This window comes from Stenotrophomonas humi (genome assembly GCF_001431415.1).
Classification (GTDB): domain Bacteria; phylum Pseudomonadota; class Gammaproteobacteria; order Xanthomonadales; family Xanthomonadaceae; genus Stenotrophomonas; species Stenotrophomonas humi.
The window spans coordinates 50,645-66,419 of record NZ_LDJI01000025.1; the positions used below are offsets into that span (position 1 = coordinate 50,645).

Here is a 15,775-nt window from a genome sequence, read left to right on the forward strand (position 1 = left end):
TCCCCCTGCTCTTAGTTGGATGAATACCATGACCACGCCGTACACCACGCCCGATTACGACAACGAAACCGCCGACTACGGACGTGAGGCGATCCACACCGAGTACAAGTTCTCGCACGTGACCACCGGCCGTTACCTGCCCACCCCGGGTAAGGCACCGGCCTGGCCGTTCGCCGACATCGGCAGCTGGATGATCGATGCCAATGCCAGCGCCGGTGACTGGCTGACCGAGCTGAAGGAATGGCGCCGCGAACATCTGGTGCGCATCGGCTACACCGACGTGAACTACCGCCGCCCGGAACTGCAGTGGGCACAGCGCAACTTCGTGCACGCGCAGATGATGGTCGAGGACCGTTACTTCTTCGATGTGGACACCGCGCAGTACACGGTCGACAAGTACCTGGATGATCTGACCGCACGCTTCGGCGGGCTGGACTCGGTACTGATCTGGTACATCTACCCGAACATCGGCATCGACGACCGCAACCAGTTCGATCTGGCGCATACGCTGCCGGGCGGCCTGGAAGGTTTGAAGGCCGCGGTGCAGGCGTTCCAGAAGCGCGGCGTGCGCGTGTTCCTGCCGGCCAAGCCGTGGGACCACGGCACCCGTGATCCGGGCGTCACCCATTGGGACGGCCTGGCCGAGATCATCAAGGCCACCGGCGCCGATGGCATCAACGGTGACACCTTCAACGGCGTGCCGCGGGCGTTTTTCGACGCCTGCGATGCCAATGGCAACCCGGTGGTGGTGCAGCCCGAATCCACCATCAGCTCCGAAGAGCAGCTGATCTGGAACGTGCAGAGCTGGGGCAAGAAGGCACCCGACGGCCCGGTGCCGCCGGTGTCCAAGTGGAAGTGGCTGGAGCCGCGCCACATGGTCAACTACGAGAACCGCTGGGGCCGCAACCGCAACCACGACCTGCAGTACTGCTTCTTCAACGGCATCGGCTACAACGCCTGGGAAAACATCTGGGGCATCTGGAACCAGTTCACCGCGCGCGATGGTGAAACGCTGCGCCGCATCGCAGCGATCTACCGCCAGTTCCCGCAGCTGGTCGTGTCGATGGACTGGGAGCCGTACCAGGTGTGCTACCAGGGCGGCATCTTCGCCAGCAAGTTCCCGGTGGACGGACTGAGCCTGCACACCTTCATCAACCGCAACGAGTACGCAGTCAACGGTGAGCAGATCGGTCTGCCGCATGTTGAAGGAACGCGTTACTACGACGTGTGGCACGGTATTGAACTGTCGCCGTCGATCCGCGACGGCGTGGCGGTCATTGAACTGCCGATGGAAGCACGTGGCTTCGGCGCAGTACTGAGCGTGCAGCCGGGCGTCGTGGTTGAGGGCTTCGATGCCTTCATGGCCGATGCCGCCAAGCGTGCCGAGCAGCCGCTCAACAGCTACTCCGCTGCATGGAAGGCGATTCCGCAGCAGCTGCGCGAGATTCCGGCCACCACGGTGCAGGCAACGGCGCCACAAGGCATGGTCAGCATCCCCGCCGGCGAGTTCGTGTTCGCGGTGGGCGGTATCGAGATCGAAGGCTTCAACTGGGCCGGCCAGGATGTGCAGTTCCCGTGGGAAGACTGCCCACGCCGCCATCACCGCAAGCTGATGCAGATCGACGCGTTCCACATCGATCGCTTCCCGGTCACCAATGCGCAGTTCAAGGCCTTCATCGATGCCACCGGCTATCACCCTGCCGATGACATCAACTTCCTCGCGCATTGGCTGGATGGCGCGCCGCGTGCCGGCTGGGAAAACAAGCCGGTGGTATGGGTATCGCTGGAAGATTGCCGCGCCTACGCAGCATGGGCTGGCAAGCGTCTGCCGCACGAATGGGAATGGCAGTACGCCGCACAGGGCAACGATGGCCGCACCTATCCGTGGGGCAACGATTGGGACGACACCCGCGTGCCGCGCGTGAACCGTGGCCGCCGCGTGCTGGCCCCGGCCGATGTGGATGCGCATCCGCAGGGCGCCAGCCCGTTCGGCGTGGAAGACCTGGTCGGCAACGTGTGGCAGTGGACCGATGAATTCATCGACGAGCACACCCGTGCGGCGATCCTGCGCGGTGGCTCCAGCTACCAGCCGCAGACCTCGCATTGGTATTTCCCGCAGGCGTATCGCCTGGACCAGCACGGCAAGTACCTGCTGATGGCACCGGCCAAGGACCGCAGCGGCATGCTCGGCTTCCGTTGCGTGGTGGATGCGGCATGAGTGCGCCCATCGCCTGCGGCCAGCAGTTGATCGCGCCGGCAGCGGTGCAGCTCGATGGCGTGTTCGGGCAGATGCTCGATGCCAACCGCAGCGGACGCCTGAGCCACTTCATCGTCGATGAAGCCAGCCCGTCGATCAGCATCTTCGGCCAGGCGCACAAGCAGCAGAACCAGGAAGGCGACTGGTATGGCGAACATGCCGGCAAGTGGCTGTCGGCGACCGCACGCGCGGTCGCCCAGGGCGGCCAGCCGGAACTGGAAGCCAATCTGCGCCGCGTCGCCGACTGGCTGATCAGCCAGCAGGACGCGGACGGCTATCTCGGCAACTACGCGGCCGACCGTCGCTTTACCGTGCCGCAGCCGCCAAAACCCGAAAGCTGGAATGGCGAACCGGCATTGCGCACCTGGGACATCTGGACGCACAGCTACCTGATCCTGGGCTTCCTGGAAACCTGGCGTGCGCTGGGTGATGACCGCTACCTGCAGGCCGCACGCGACATCGCCGACCTGTGCTGGCAGGCGCTGGAATCGGGCATCGACATCACCACGCTGGGCAACCACCACGGCATGTCGGCCACGGTGCTGCTGGACCCGACCGCCGACCTGTACTTGGTCACCGGCGAGCCGCGCTATCTCGCGCTGGCTGAAAAGATCCTGCAGCAGGCCAACGCCAACCCGCGCCTTGCGCTGCTCGACAAGGGTCTGGACGGCGAGGACGCTGCGTTCATCGCCACCGGCAAGGCGTATCAGCTGTCGTGGAATCTGGTGGGCCTGGCCAAGCTGTACAAGGCCACCGGCAAGGCCGACTACAAGCTGGCCATCGACAACCTGTGGAACAACATCCGCGAGCAGCACCTCACCTTGGGCGGTGGTCCATGGGGTGGCGTGGCGCATCGTTCGCGCGAAGTGTTCAACGCACCGCGCACGTTCTTCCCGCAGGCCTATGTGGAAACCTGCTCGGTACTGGCGTGGATGCAGCTCAACCGCGAACTGCTGGCCATCACCGGCCATGCGCGTTACGCCGACGAACTGGAACGCACCGCCTACAACGACCTGCTTGCCGCAATGGCGCCCAATGGTGAGGACTGGTGCTACTACACCTTCCCCAACGGCAAGCGCGTGCACACCACGTACTGGCGCTGTTGCAAATCCTCCGGTGCGATGGCGGTGGAGGAACTGCCGCAGATCGCCTATGGCGCGACCGCCGACGGTGGCCTGCGGGTGAATCTGTATGGGCCCGGCCAGGCGACATTGCCGCATGCCGACGCAGGTAACGTGGTACTGCAGCAGCAGACCCGATATCCCTTCAATGGCCAGGTCAGCCTGCGCGTTTCGCCCGAACGCAGCGCCACCTTCGGCATCGGCCTGCGCATCCCTGCCTGGGCCGAGGATGCGCGCATCCAGGTCAACGGCGTGAATGTGCCAGTGCAGGTGGGCGCAGACGGCTACGTGCAATTGCAGCGGCAATGGCAGTCCGGTGATCTGGTCAGCGTGCAGCTGCCGATGCAACCGCAGCTGCAACGCGCGGCCAACATCAACGTGCAGGAGTCACGTGCGCCGGATGGCTCACCGGTGGCACAGGAAGTACTGCACTGGGACTACGTCGGCCTCACCTACGGTCCGCTGGTCTATGCCACCACGCTGATCGACGGCTTCAAGACCGACGAGACGGTGAAGCTGCCGGCAGGCGATCCCTCGAACTGGTTGCAGGTGGGCGAAGACCTCGGGGAGGGCGCGACCGTGACGATGCAGCTGGATTGCCGCGCGCCACTGGTGTTCGAGCCGTATTACCGCTGTGGTGGCCGCGAACACGGCGCCTGGCGTTTGAGCTGGCTGTCATTGGCGCCGCAGGCCTGATGTCGGCACGGCCGCCTGCCAGCTTCGCGCTGCAGGTTGCCACAGCGCAGTGCGACCGGAGCTGGCCCCACCTGGGGCCGGCCTCGGGGCCACTGACGAGGCGCGGCCGGGAATCTCCTTCGGAAGGTTTTTGTCCTCGCTGAAAATACCCGCACGATATGTTTCTTCCCGCGCACCGGGAGGAAACTGCAATCAAGGAATCGAGTGCACGTCATGTCAGGAAGCCACACCCCTTCTCCCTTCGATATCGCCCACCGCGATGGCGCCGCTGGCCCGTTGAGCGGTGTCCGCGTGCTCGACCTGAGCGCCTACATCGCCGGCCCATATGGCTGCACGCTGCTGGCTGACCAGGGCGCGGAAGTCATCAAGGTGGAACCGCCGGTTGGCGACAACCTGCGCAAGTACCCGTCAACGCTGGAAGCGGAGAGCCGCGCCTTCTTGGGCGTGAACCGCTCCAAGCGCGGCGTGGTGCTGGACCTGAAGCAGCCCGACCAGCGTGCGGTGTTGATGCGCCTGGTGCGCGATGCCGACGTGCTGGTGCACAACTTCCGCCCCAGCGTGCCGGCGCGTCTTGGCATCGACTTCGACAGCCTGCACAAGCTCAATCCTCGCTTGGTGTACTGCGCGGTCACCGGGTACGGCGACAGCGGTCCGCTCAAGGACAAGGCCGGCTACGACCAGGTGCTGCAGACCATGACCGGCATGTGCGCGATGCAGGGCAAGCCCAGCGGTGCGCCTGAAATCCTGTACGGCTCGGTGGTTGACTATTACGCCGCCGCGCTGGTCGCTGCAGGCGTGTCCTCGGCACTGTACGAGCGCGAGCGCAGTGGCGAAGGTCAGTACGTCGGCGTGTCGCTGCTGCGCAGTGCGCTGACCATGCAGTCGGCACGGATGATCTGGGCCGATGGCGAACCCGAAGGCGTGGGCCGTGACATGCGTTCGGGTGGCGTCACCGGCATCCATCCCACCGCGCACGGCCATCTGTACATTTCGGCCAACACGCCGCGTTTCTGGCAGGCGCTGTGCGAGAAAACCGGCCTGGCGGAACTGGCCACCGACCCGCGCTATGACAGCGTGCGCAAACGCGCCGACCATTCCGACGAACTGCTGGCCAAACTGCATGCCGCACTTGCCACGCGCAGCGCGCTGGAGTGGGAAACGCTGTTCGGCGAAGAAGTGCCGTGCGCTGCCGCGCGCAAGGTCGAGGACATGTTCGACCATCCGCAGGTGCTGGCCGAGGAAATGATCACCACGCTGCCGCACCCGTTGCTGGGCAACTACCGCGGCATCACCCGTCCCATCGTGTTCGGGCGCACGCCCGGGCCGCAGCCCTTTGCCGCGCCGGTGTTCGACCAGGACACCGCCGCTGTCATCGCCGTGACCGGCGCTGCCGGCAACGATGACGACGCCCAAGCCTGACCGGAGCAACCGCATGACCGCTGCATCCAAACTCGCCCAGCTGCGCGAACTGTCCGTCGTCGTCGCCGACACCGGCGACTACGACGCCATCAAGCGCCTGCGCCCGGTGGACTGCACCACCAACCCGACGTTGGTGAAGAAAGCCCTCGACCTGCCGGTGTACGCCGGCCTGATCGAGCGCGAGTTGCAGTGGGGCCGTGCTCAAAGTGGCGACACGCAGGACATCGCCAAAGTGGTGGTGGACCGCCTCACCGTCGGTGTCGGCACGATGCTGGCCGAGCTGGTACCCGGCCGCGTGTCCACCGAGGTCGACGCCGACCAGGCGCACGACACCGCCGCCACCATCGCCAAGGCACGCGAGTTCATCGCCATGTATGAAGCGGCCGGCGTGCCGCGCAGCAAGGTGCTGATCAAGATCGCCGCCACCTGGGCCGGCGTGGAAGCCGCGCGCGTGCTGCAGGCCGAAGGCATCGACTGCAACCTGACGTTGATCTTCAACCCGACCCAGGCGCTGGCCTGCTCGGAAGCCGGCGCGTTCCTGATCTCGCCGTTCGTCGGCCGCATCCTGGATTGGTATGTCGCCAACGGCCAGACCCCGGCCAGCATCGACGAAGACCCCGGCGTGCAGTTCGTGCGCGGCGTGTACGCCGCGTTCAAGCGTCGCGGCTCGCCGACGGTGGTGATGGGCGCCTCGTTCCGTTCCACCGCGCAGATCGAAGCGCTGGCCGGCTGTGATCGCCTGACCATCTCGCCGGACCTGCTGGAAAAGCTGGATGCCGACTTCGGCGAACTGCCGCGCAAGCTGGCGGCCGGTGCTGCGGAAGCGACGTCGGTTGCTGCGATCGATGAAGCCAGGTTCGACGCGGATATGGCGGCCGATCCGATGGCGACCGAGAAGCTGGCGACCGGCATTGAAGCGTTTGCCAAGGATCTGCAGACCCTGCGTCAGCGGATTGCGGACGAGTTGGCCGGCTGACAGCCAAAGCAATGCCTGACGTCTGCCTTCTCCCACCGGGAGAAGGTGACCGAAGGCCGGATGAGGGTTCGTGCGAAGCCTGGTGGCATCTGCTTGCTGGAGGCTTCGCACTTACTCTCACCCCTCTCCCGCACGCGGGACGGGGTTTTTAGAGTTTTTTGACACCCGGCTCCCTCTCCCTCGTGCCGGGGTCACCGCAACCTGCGTCTTGTGCCTGGTTGCGGCTTTTCTACCTCACCGCGAAATCAGGTCAATGAACTTCGCCACCTTCGAATAAGGCGGTCGCAGCAGATCACTGCCTGCGCGCTTGGTCTGCCACAACACCGGCAGTCGCTTGCTCATCGCATCGAAGCCGGCACGTCCGTGATAAGCACCCATGCCACTGGCACCAATGCCGCCAAACGGCAGACCGTTGATCGCAAAATGCAGCAGCGTGTCGTTGACGGTGACACCGCCGGAAACAGTCCGGCCGACAATCTTCTCCACCGTCGCTTTGTCATGGCTGAAGGGATACAACGCCAGCGGCCGATCACGGCCGTTGATCGTGGCAATGGCGTCATCCAGATTCCGGTAGCTGCGGATCGGCAGGATCGGCCCGAAGATTTCCTCCTGCATCACCGTGGCATCGTCGCCCGGCTGCAGGATCAGGGTCGGCGGGAACAGACGCTCACGGCGTGAGCGCTCACCATCAATCTGCGCCAGCTCGATCACCTGCAGGCCACGCCCGCGTGCATCGCTGACATAGTTCTTCAGCCGCTGGAACTGCGCGTCATTGATGATGCGGCTGTAGTCGGCGGCGTCACTGAAGTCGCCATAGCGCAGCCGCACCTGCTCGCGCAGCGCATCGACCAGGGCATCGATGCGACCTTCGTCGATCAGCACGTAATCCGGCGCGATGCAGGTCTGCCCGGCGTTGAACCATTTGCCGGTTGCCAACCGCGCAGCCGCACCGGCAACGGGGTAGTCGGCCGCCACCACCGCCGGAGACTTGCCACCCAGTTCCAGCGTCAATGGCGTCAGGTGCTGTGCGGCGGCGGCCATCACCTTGCGCCCCACCGCGGTGGAGCCGGTGAATACCAGGTGGTCGAACGGCAAGGCCGAGAACGCCGACGCCACACCGGCATCGCCCTGCACCACCCGCACCCGCCCGGCCGGAAATACCTCGGCCAGCAACGACTGCAAGAAGGCTGACGTCGCCGGTGTATGTTCCGACGGCTTCAGCAGCACATGGTTGCCGGCCGCAATCGCCGTGGCCAGCGGCACCAGGGCAAGATTCACCGGGTAGTTCCACGGCGAGATCACCCCCACCACGCCCACCGGCACCGCCCGCACCTGGGCCCGTGCCGGCCAGAACCGCCAACCCACACCGACCCGCTCGGGCTTCATCCAGCCGCGTAGGTGCTTGAGCAGATGATCGATCTCACCAGTGACAGTCATGCCGTCGGCAATGATGGATTCGTGGTGCGAACGGTGGCCGAAGTCAGCGGCGATCGCCTCGATCATCTGCGGAATGCGCGCCTTGAACACCGCGCGCAGCCGACGAAGATCATCGCGGCGCTGCGTGTAGTCGGGCCGTTGCTGCAGCCATGCTTGGCGTAATTGATCCAGCGTTGCAGCCAGCGTCACTGCTGGCGTTTCGGACATCGTCACAGGCGGCCCCCAGAGCGTTATGCGTCCCACCAGCAATGGTGGATGGATGGGAAGCCGCGCGACAGTGCGATTACCTGCCCCTGTACACCGCGATCGGCAGGGGCTTGGGACCACAGCTCAGGCACCTGGGCGGAGTGCTTCCACCCGCGAACATAGGCACCCGCCCCGGGCAACGTCAACAGGCGCCACCGGCAGCAGGACCTGGGCCGGCTTGCCTGCACCTTGGAGCGGGTGCTAGAAGGGTTCAAGCCTATGCGGCCCGGCCTCTGGCCAAGTGTGACGGGGCACGCAGGATTGGCTGCGACGTTGGTCGCCGTGCTTTTCGCTTGGGGGCAGGCAACACCATGCTGGGACGAGAACATGACATCGCATTGAACCCGGATGCCTGCCCGGTCCAGGCCAAGGTGGACATGATCCGGGCGCTGGACATGCACGCGTTGTGGCGGGCCTGCGTGGACCTGATCAACCAGCACCTGCCCTGCCATTCGTGCACGCTGATGTACGACATCACCGGGGGCTACCAGCCACAACGCAGCCTGCACTTTCTCGGCGAGACACCCTGCAGCGATGCACGGCCGCTGCGCAGCCTGGACGTGGCCGCGCCCTACCTGCAGCAGAACCCCCGCGTCCACTGGTACACGCTCTCGCAGATTGCCTCCAGCGATGCGCAGGCGCGGCAGCGCTTGCGCGCGCAGAACCCGGCACCGGGCTGGCGCGAGTTCATCCACATGGCGTTCTGGGGTGATGACGGCCCCGAGGCGGTGCTGAGCATCCGCATGCACGAAGGCCACGAACAGATCACCGATGCGCACCAGCAGTTCCTTGGCGAACTGCACCAGCTGATGGGCGCCGGCCTGCAGCGCGTGCGTTCGTTGCAGGATGAGCGTCGCACGGTCTACCAGGCATTGCTGGACCGGCAGAGCCTGCCGGACATCATTCTTGATCACGACCTGCACCCGATCAGCGTGTCACCGGCCGCGCAGCGGCTGTACGCAGACTGGCTCAGCCGTCACGACCAACCCGCCGACCTTCCCGATGCAATTGCCTCTGCCCTGCGTGGCTGGCTCGGCCGCGCCGATAAACGCGATATCGGCAGTGGCCTGCAGGTAAGCCACCCACGACGCCCCGAGGTGGAGCTGCACATCACCCTGGAAGGCCGTCTGCTGGCCCATCCCCAGCAACCGCTGTACCTGTTGCGGTTGGCAGCGATGCAGTCGACCACGGCGACCCCGGCACGGCCGATGTGGTCCAAGCTCTCACCCACCGAGCAGCGCGTGGCCGGGCTGGTCGTAGATGGGATGCGCAACGATGAGATCGCCCATCACCTCAGCCGCTCGCGCAAGACCATCGAGAGCCAGATCAGCGCGATCTACCGCAAGCTCGATGTCGGCCATCGCGCACAACTGGTCCGGTTGCTCAGCACCGTCTGCTGAAGCATCGCGGACAACCGCCGCTCACGGCACGAACAGGAAGTAGTCGTGTGCCGCACGCGCCAGCTGTGCGATGGCTGCATCACGCTCCTCGCTGCTTGCCCGTGACTGCACGAATACGGTGACGATGGCATGGCCGCGCCCGCCCGGCAGCGTGATCACGCCGACGTCGTTGATCACGTCACCCACGGTGCCGGTCTTGTGCGCGACCGGCGTGTCCTTGGGCAGCATGCCGCGCAGGCGTGCGGCACCGGTGCGGGTGTCGCGCATGATCTCCTGCAGCAGCTGGGTCGACGTTGGCTTCAGCACCTCGCCACGCCAGACTTTCTGCAACAGGGTCGCCATCGCGCGGGCACTGCTGGTGTCGCGCGGGTCTTCATTCCAGGCATTGGTGTGGCCGCGACGCAGCTCCTCGCTGCGCTCACTGCGCGAAAGCTCGGCATAAGCCGCCGGGCCCATCGGTTTGGCCTGCGAGGCAGCATTACCGCGGTAATTGGCCAGCAATTCCCAGATGTAGCGGTCCACCCGCATGCCGCTGATGCCCAGCGCCTGCATGCGTGCATTCACCGCGTGGGTGCCTCCGCCCAGGCGGATCAGGATGTCGGTGGCGTTGTTGTCGCTGACCGTGATCATCATATGCAGCAGATCGCGCACGGTGATCGCCGAACCGGCGCTCAGGTGCAGGTCCATCGGCCCGCCCATTTCCGGATACACATCGTCGGGGCCGAGCGTCACCTGCTGCTGCAGCGACAGCTTGCCCTCGTCGACCAGCGTGAGGATATGCACTGCCACCGGCACCTTCATGGTGCTGGCCATCGGGAACGGATGGTCCGCATTGAGGAAGACGCTGCGGCCACTTTCCAGATGGACGATGGCCGCACCCAGCTGGCCGGGCAACAGTGCCGACAGCCGTTGCGCTTCGGCCTGCAGGCCCTGGCTGGATGCAGGCTTGGTGGCGGCCATTGCCGGCAGCAGCATGCAGGCCAGCAGCGGTGCCACGAACAGCGCACGCAGGCGGGGACGCGATGGGGAACGACGAAGTTGGTGCTGATACATGCTGGAATCCTCTACAAAAAGCCCGCAAATGCAACGCCGCCGCCCATCATTGGGGGCAGCGGCCATCATCCCTAGAAGCGCATGCGCGCACCCAGCGTGAAGTAACGGCCCACCACATCGTAGTAAGGCGAGCCGACCGCGCCCAGTGGTGACTTCTTGTCGAACAGGTTGCTGATGTCGGCGTAGACCTCAACCTCGTTGTCGCCCGACAGCGGGAAACGCGCCTTGCCACCTACATCCCAGTACACATACGAAGGGATGTTGCCGTTGGTCAGCATCAGCTGGTTGTTGTAGACACCGGCGGAGATGTAACGCGCCCGCGCCTGTGCGCCATAGCGGTCACCGCGCCAGCCGAAGGTGGCATTGGCCCGCCAGCGTGGTACACCGGAGCCACCGGTCAGGCCCTGCGAGGTCACATACTCGAAAGTGTTCTTGCCATCGTAGGTGCTGAGATTATCGGTCCACGTCGCCAGCACGCGGGTGTGGAAGTTGCCCGACATCGCCGGGAATAGTTTGGCCGCCGGCAGGTTGTAGAGCAGGTCGAGGTCGACACCATTGGTGCGGTACTCGGCCAGGTTGACGTAGTTGGAATTGATCCGCTCGATTTCACCACTGCCATCGCGCTGGATGCGCCCACACATGGCCTGGTTGCCGGCGATGCAGCGCAGCACGGTTTCCTGTGCCGACACCTGGGTGATCACGTCCTTGATCTCGATGTCGAAGTAATCCACCGACATGATCAGCCCCGGCACGCTGGCCGGTGCCCAGGTGAAGCCGGCGGTCAGCGTGTCGGCCTTCTCCGGGTCCAGCAGCGGGTTGCCGCCGCCGATCACCAGCGCGCTGATCGAGGTGCCGGTCAGCGGATCGCTGATGGTCGACCAGCCGGTGGTGCTGGTGGTGTACATCTCCGACAGATTGGCTGAACGGATATCGCGCGAACGGGTGAAGCGGCCACGGAAGCCATCGAAGAATTCATTGGTCATGCCGTACTTCCACGACCAGATCGCACCGGAGCTGTTGTAGTCGCTGAAGCGCGCCGCCGCATTGACCTGCAGGTCGCGCAGCCCCGGGACATCACGCAGCAGCGGCGCGGCCACTTCGGCGAAGGCTTCGCGCACCTGGAAGCTCCCCGCCATCGGCGAGGAGCTCCAGGTACTGAACGACTTGGTCAGATCCTGTGCACCCACTTTCTGATCAATCTGTTCCTTGCGCGCCTCAAGGCCCACGGCCACCGAGACTTCACCTGCTGGCAGCGAGAACGGTTCGCCACGCAGGTCCAGCCCGGCCGCGTCGAGCTTGGTATTGGTCATGCGCTTGGGCGTGCCGGTGACGTACGCCGCCGCCTCCGCCGATGGTGCGCCGTGGCCGATCAGGTTGATCGGCACGCAGCCGGAGTTGGGATTGGTCAGCGTCACCCGGCATACCGCCTTGCCGGTGGCCGGGTCGATCACCGCATCCACCGCGTCGCGGTAGTTGCTGGTCAGCAGGAAGCCCGGCGCGGCCAGGTCGGACTGGTTGTCACCGCGGCTGTAATAGCCGCTCCAGCGCCAGTTGTCGCCGACCACGCCATCCAGCGCCAAGGTGAACTGGGTGGTGCGACGGTCGTAATCGATATCGGGAAAAGCAAAATCGCTGTTGAAGCGGCCCAGACCAAAGCTGGTTTCACCTGCGGCCACAAGTGCATCGCGCACTGCCGTTGGCAGGTAGGCGTTGTCTACGCCGATCTTCAGCCCGGTGCCACGGTTGTGGTCGCCGAACCACGGGAAACGGTTCCAGCTGCGCGAGTGGCGCACGTCCATGGTCAGGCTGGTGTTGTTGGTGAGGTTCCACGACAACCGACCCAGCACGATGTAGCGGCGTTGTGGCGTCATCAGTGAGCTGATGTCATCGTTGTTCGGGCTTTCGCCGCCCTGGATCAGCGACGCACCGGTATAGCCCGGGAACGCACGCAGGCTGCCATCCGGATTGAAGGCCTGCCCGGCCAGCACGCCGGTGGTGATCAAGCCGCCGATGGCGGCATTGCCATAACCGACGTCGTCTTTCATCGTGAACGTGCCGTCGCCATTGGACAGTTGCGCGGTGCGGCCCAACCACGGCCGCGATGACTTGGGCAGAATGCCGTCGTTGTTCAGCGCCTCGCCGCCAATGACGATGTGGCCGCGCCCCTGCGCGATCTCGAAGCCGGTAGCGGCCGAGATGTACTGCTTCTGGTTGTCCGAGCGCGAGGACATGCCGCCTTGCACATCGATCCTGGTGCCGACCAGCTGGCTGTCCAACTGCACGTTGACCACACCAGCAACTGCACCCGAGCCCCAGGCCGCGGATGCACCGCCGGTAACCACATCCACGCCACTGATCAGGATCGAGGGGATGCTGGCCAGGTCGTTGTCGCTGGAGAAGCGCCGACCATCCAGCAACACCAGCGTGCGGCTGGTGCCCAGTCCACGCAGATCGACAGGTGCACGCGCCGCATCCACACCGGTGGTATGGGTCTGCGGTGACACCGTGCCACGGAACTGCGGCAGGTCATTGAGCGCGGCAGCGATATTGGTATGCGTGGAAAGCTGCAGATCCTCCGGGGTGACCTTCACCGTCGGCGTGGGTGCGTTGAAGCCGGGGCGATCAATGCGCGAGCCGGCGGCCGTGACATTGACGCTGGCGATCTCCACCACCTTGTCCTTGTCATCGGCGGCTGGCGTGGCAGCCGTCTGTGCGAATGCGGCGGCAGTCATTCCCATCAGGGTCAGAGCGATGCCCGTTGAAAGCGCGGTTCTGGCGATACGACACGTCATGCGGTTCCTCACAGAAGACTGGAAGTGGAAACAACGGACCTGATGACCCCTGTCGCATCTTAGGAAGGCCACTTCCGATCCCGCATCGGGGAAAACCCGCATAGCCGTCGCCAATAGCAAGGCAATCCGCCCCAAGGCCGGCGGCGGATCACCCATCTGCGCAGCCTCGCAATGCGTGGTGAGGCGGTATCAAATGAAAGCAAAAGCGCGCCCCGACGCAGGCCCTCGCATCCGCAGCAGCTACGGTCCGGCCAGGTACCCAAAGAAAAAGGGCCGCCTCTTTCGAGGCGGCCCTTTGGCCGGAATCAGCCTATGCCATCAATGATCGGATGCCTTGCTGGCACCAATGCCGGTTTCAGCACGCACCTGCTGTGCCGGATAGGCAGCACGTTCGGCCTGCGCGTTCCTGCTCTTGTCGGTGATCGAGAAGAACCAGATGCTGACGAAGGCAATCGTCATCGAGAACAGCGCCGGGCTGGTGTACGGGAACGGCGCACTGCCGGCGGCATTGCCCAGCGTATCCACCCACACCGACGGCGACAGCAGGGTCAGGATCAGCGACGACGCCAGACCCAGCGAACCACCAATCACCGCGCCGCGCGTGGTGCAGTCCTTCCACAACAGCGACAGGATCAGCACCGGGAAGTTGGCCGAAGCGGCGATGGCGAAGGCCAGCGACACCATGAAGGCCACGTTCTGCTTCTCGAACACGATACCCAGCAGCACCGCGATCACACCCAAAGCCAAGGTGGTCATGCGCGACACACGCAGCTCCGAGCCCGGCGGCGGATTGCCCTTCTTGAACACGGTGGCATACAGGTCATGCGACACCGCCGAGGCACCGGACAGTGTCAGGCCTGCAACCACCGCCAGGATGGTGGCGAACGCCACTGCCGAGATGAAGCCCATGAACAGGTTGCCGCCGACCGCCTTGCCGACCAGCACCGCTGCCATGTTCGGGCCGCCCTGGATGGTGCCGGTGACCGGGTCCGCATACTCCGGGTTGGTCAGCACCAGTGCAATCGCACCAAAGCCGATGATGAAGATCAGGATGTAGAAGTAGCCGATCCAGGTGGTCGCCCAAAGCACCGACTTGCGTGCCTGCTTGGCATCGGGAACGGTGAAGAAGCGCATCAGGATGTGCGGCAGGCCGGCGGTACCAAACATCAGTGCCATGCCGAACGAGATCGCCGAGATCGGGTCTTTCACGAAACCGCCCGGGCCCATTATCGACAACCCTGTCAACGCCGCTTCTTCAGGCCCCTTGCCACCATTGGCTGCGATCTGGGTTTTGACCCGCACCGCCTCGCTGAACAACGCCTCGAAGCTGAAGTTGAAGTGCCACATCACCATCACGGCCATGAAGGTCACGCCCGACAGCAACAGGCAGGCCTTGATGATCTGCACCCAGGTGGTGGCGGTCATGCCACCGAACAGCACGTAGACCATCATCAACACGCCGACCAGCGCCACTGCGATCCAGTAGTCCAGGCCGAACAGCAACTTGATCAACGCACCAGCACCGACCATTTGCGCGATCAGATAGAACAGCACCACCACCAGCGTGCCGGAGGCGGCGAACATGCGGATCGGCTTCTGCTGGAAGCGGTAGCCGGCGACGTCGGCAAAGGTGAAGCGGCCGAGGTTGCGCAGGCGCTCGGCCATCAGGAAGGTCAGGATCGGCCAACCCACCAGGAAGCCCAGCGCGTAGATCAGGCCGTCGTAACCGTTGGTCATCACCGCAGCGGTGATGCCGAGGAACGAGGCCGCCGACATGTAGTCACCGGCGATGGCCAGGCCGTTCTGGAAACCGGTGATGCCGCCACCGGCGGTGTAGAAGTCGGACGCGGACTTGGTGCGTCCGGCGGCCCACTTGGTGATGCCAAGCGTGAACAGCACGAACGTCGCGAACATGATGATCGCGGTCCAGTTGGTGGGCTGGCGCACGGTCTGGCCGATGTCGCCACCGGCGGCCATGGCCGCTCCGCTGGCGATCAGCAGACCGAGCAAAGCGCCCGATCGGAGGACGGGGTGGTTCATTGTGCTTCCTCCACGATCTGCTCGGTCAACTTGTCGAATTCACGGTTGGCACGGCGCACATAGAAGCCGGTGATCAGGATGGTGAACACCATCAGCCCCAACGCGATCGGAATGCCGACGGTGGTGATCTTGCCGGCACCGATCGGCGTGGCCAGGAAGGCCTTGTCGAAGGCGATCAGGCCGATATAGCCGTAGTACCCCAGCAGCATCAGGATGGTCAGGAACCAACCCAGCTTGTTGCGCGTACTGCGCAGTCGTTGGTATTTCGGGTTGGAGGCGATCCGCTCTACACGGGGATCGACGGAAGCATTCATCGGAATTCTCCAGGCGTTGGGAAT

Annotated in this window: 10 protein-coding genes; 5 read left to right on the forward strand and 5 right to left on the reverse strand. The window is 64.6% G+C overall.

Annotated features, from left to right (window positions below; translation table 11 throughout):
- Nucleotides 1-28: 28 nt before the first annotated feature.
- The 4 genes from ABB26_RS12940 (at nt 29) to ABB26_RS12955 (ending at nt 6,469) form a co-directional block, all read left to right on the forward strand.
- The gene (locus ABB26_RS12940; protein ID WP_083490833.1) at nt 29-2,218 is read left to right on the forward strand and encodes a formylglycine-generating enzyme family protein; all 2,190 of its coding nucleotides are present in this window, start codon (nt 29-31) and stop codon (nt 2,216-2,218) included.
- Nucleotides 2,215-4,074, forward strand: coding sequence for a glycoside hydrolase family 127 protein (locus ABB26_RS12945; RefSeq protein ID WP_083490825.1), 1,860 nt, complete (start codon nt 2,215-2,217; stop codon nt 4,072-4,074). The genes ABB26_RS12940 and ABB26_RS12945 overlap by 4 nt, the downstream gene beginning before the upstream one ends.
- 213 nt (nt 4,075-4,287) lie before the next feature.
- Nucleotides 4,288-5,493 carry a CaiB/BaiF CoA transferase family protein gene (locus ABB26_RS12950; protein WP_057634800.1) on the forward strand — a complete coding sequence of 402 codons (1,206 nt, stop codon included), beginning with the start codon at nt 4,288-4,290 and terminating at the stop codon, nt 5,491-5,493.
- Between the two features lie 13 nt (nt 5,494-5,506).
- The gene (locus tag ABB26_RS12955) at nt 5,507-6,469 is read left to right on the forward strand and encodes a transaldolase (protein WP_057634802.1); all 963 of its coding nucleotides are present in this window, start codon (nt 5,507-5,509) and stop codon (nt 6,467-6,469) included.
- 234 nt (nt 6,470-6,703) lie between these two features.
- On the opposite strand, the gene ABB26_RS12960 is transcribed toward ABB26_RS12955, so the two are convergent.
- The gene (locus ABB26_RS12960; protein ID WP_057634952.1) at nt 6,704-8,113 is read right to left on the reverse strand and encodes a coniferyl aldehyde dehydrogenase; all 1,410 of its coding nucleotides are present in this window, start codon (nt 8,111-8,113) and stop codon (nt 6,704-6,706) included.
- Nucleotides 8,114-8,463: 350 nt separating this feature from the next.
- On the opposite strand from ABB26_RS12960, the gene ABB26_RS12965 reads away from it, so the two are divergent.
- A complete protein-coding gene (locus tag ABB26_RS12965; protein WP_057634805.1) occupies nt 8,464-9,552 on the forward strand; it encodes a helix-turn-helix transcriptional regulator in 1,089 nt (362 codons plus the stop codon).
- 21 nt (nt 9,553-9,573) lie between these two features.
- On the opposite strand, the gene bla is transcribed toward ABB26_RS12965, so the two are convergent.
- From bla to ABB26_RS12985, 4 genes are all read right to left on the reverse strand, one after another.
- A complete protein-coding gene (gene bla, locus ABB26_RS12970; protein ID WP_057634806.1) occupies nt 9,574-10,605 on the reverse strand; it encodes a class A beta-lactamase in 1,032 nt (343 codons plus the stop codon).
- A 71-nt stretch (nt 10,606-10,676) separates the two neighbouring features.
- On the reverse strand, nt 10,677-13,397 hold the full coding sequence (locus ABB26_RS12975; RefSeq protein ID WP_057634808.1) for a TonB-dependent receptor plug domain-containing protein: 2,721 nt from the start codon (nt 13,395-13,397) through the stop codon (nt 10,677-10,679).
- Between the two features lie 318 nt (nt 13,398-13,715).
- A complete protein-coding gene (locus tag ABB26_RS12980; RefSeq protein ID WP_057634809.1) occupies nt 13,716-15,437 on the reverse strand; it encodes a cation acetate symporter in 1,722 nt (573 codons plus the stop codon).
- Nucleotides 15,434-15,751 (reverse strand): DUF485 domain-containing protein, encoded by a 318-nt coding sequence (locus ABB26_RS12985; RefSeq protein WP_057634811.1) that lies wholly within the window; start codon nt 15,749-15,751, stop codon nt 15,434-15,436. Before ABB26_RS12985 ends, ABB26_RS12980 begins: the two co-directional genes overlap by 4 nt.
- Nucleotides 15,752-15,775: the final 24 nt, after the last annotated feature.

Excerpts from the sequence above, each read along its gene's own strand:
- ABB26_RS12985 (WP_057634811.1), bottom strand. The coding sequence starts at position 15,751 with ATGAATGCTTCCGTCGATCCCCGTGTAGAGCGGATCGCCTCCAACCCG.
- bla (WP_057634806.1), bottom strand. The coding sequence starts at position 10,605 with ATGTATCAGCACCAACTTCGTCGTTCCCCATCGCGTCCCCGCCTGCGT.
- ABB26_RS12950 (WP_057634800.1), top strand. The coding sequence starts at position 4,288 with ATGTCAGGAAGCCACACCCCTTCTCCCTTCGATATCGCCCACCGCGAT.
- ABB26_RS12975 (WP_057634808.1), bottom strand. The coding sequence starts at position 13,397 with ATGACGTGTCGTATCGCCAGAACCGCGCTTTCAACGGGCATCGCTCTG.
- ABB26_RS12980 (WP_057634809.1), bottom strand. The coding sequence starts at position 15,437 with ATGAACCACCCCGTCCTCCGATCGGGCGCTTTGCTCGGTCTGCTGATC.
- ABB26_RS12955 (WP_057634802.1), top strand. The coding sequence starts at position 5,507 with ATGACCGCTGCATCCAAACTCGCCCAGCTGCGCGAACTGTCCGTCGTC.
- ABB26_RS12945 (WP_083490825.1), top strand. The coding sequence starts at position 2,215 with ATGAGTGCGCCCATCGCCTGCGGCCAGCAGTTGATCGCGCCGGCAGCG.
- ABB26_RS12965 (WP_057634805.1), top strand. The coding sequence starts at position 8,464 with ATGCTGGGACGAGAACATGACATCGCATTGAACCCGGATGCCTGCCCG.
- ABB26_RS12940 (WP_083490833.1), top strand. The coding sequence starts at position 29 with ATGACCACGCCGTACACCACGCCCGATTACGACAACGAAACCGCCGAC.
- ABB26_RS12960 (WP_057634952.1), bottom strand. The coding sequence starts at position 8,113 with ATGTCCGAAACGCCAGCAGTGACGCTGGCTGCAACGCTGGATCAATTA.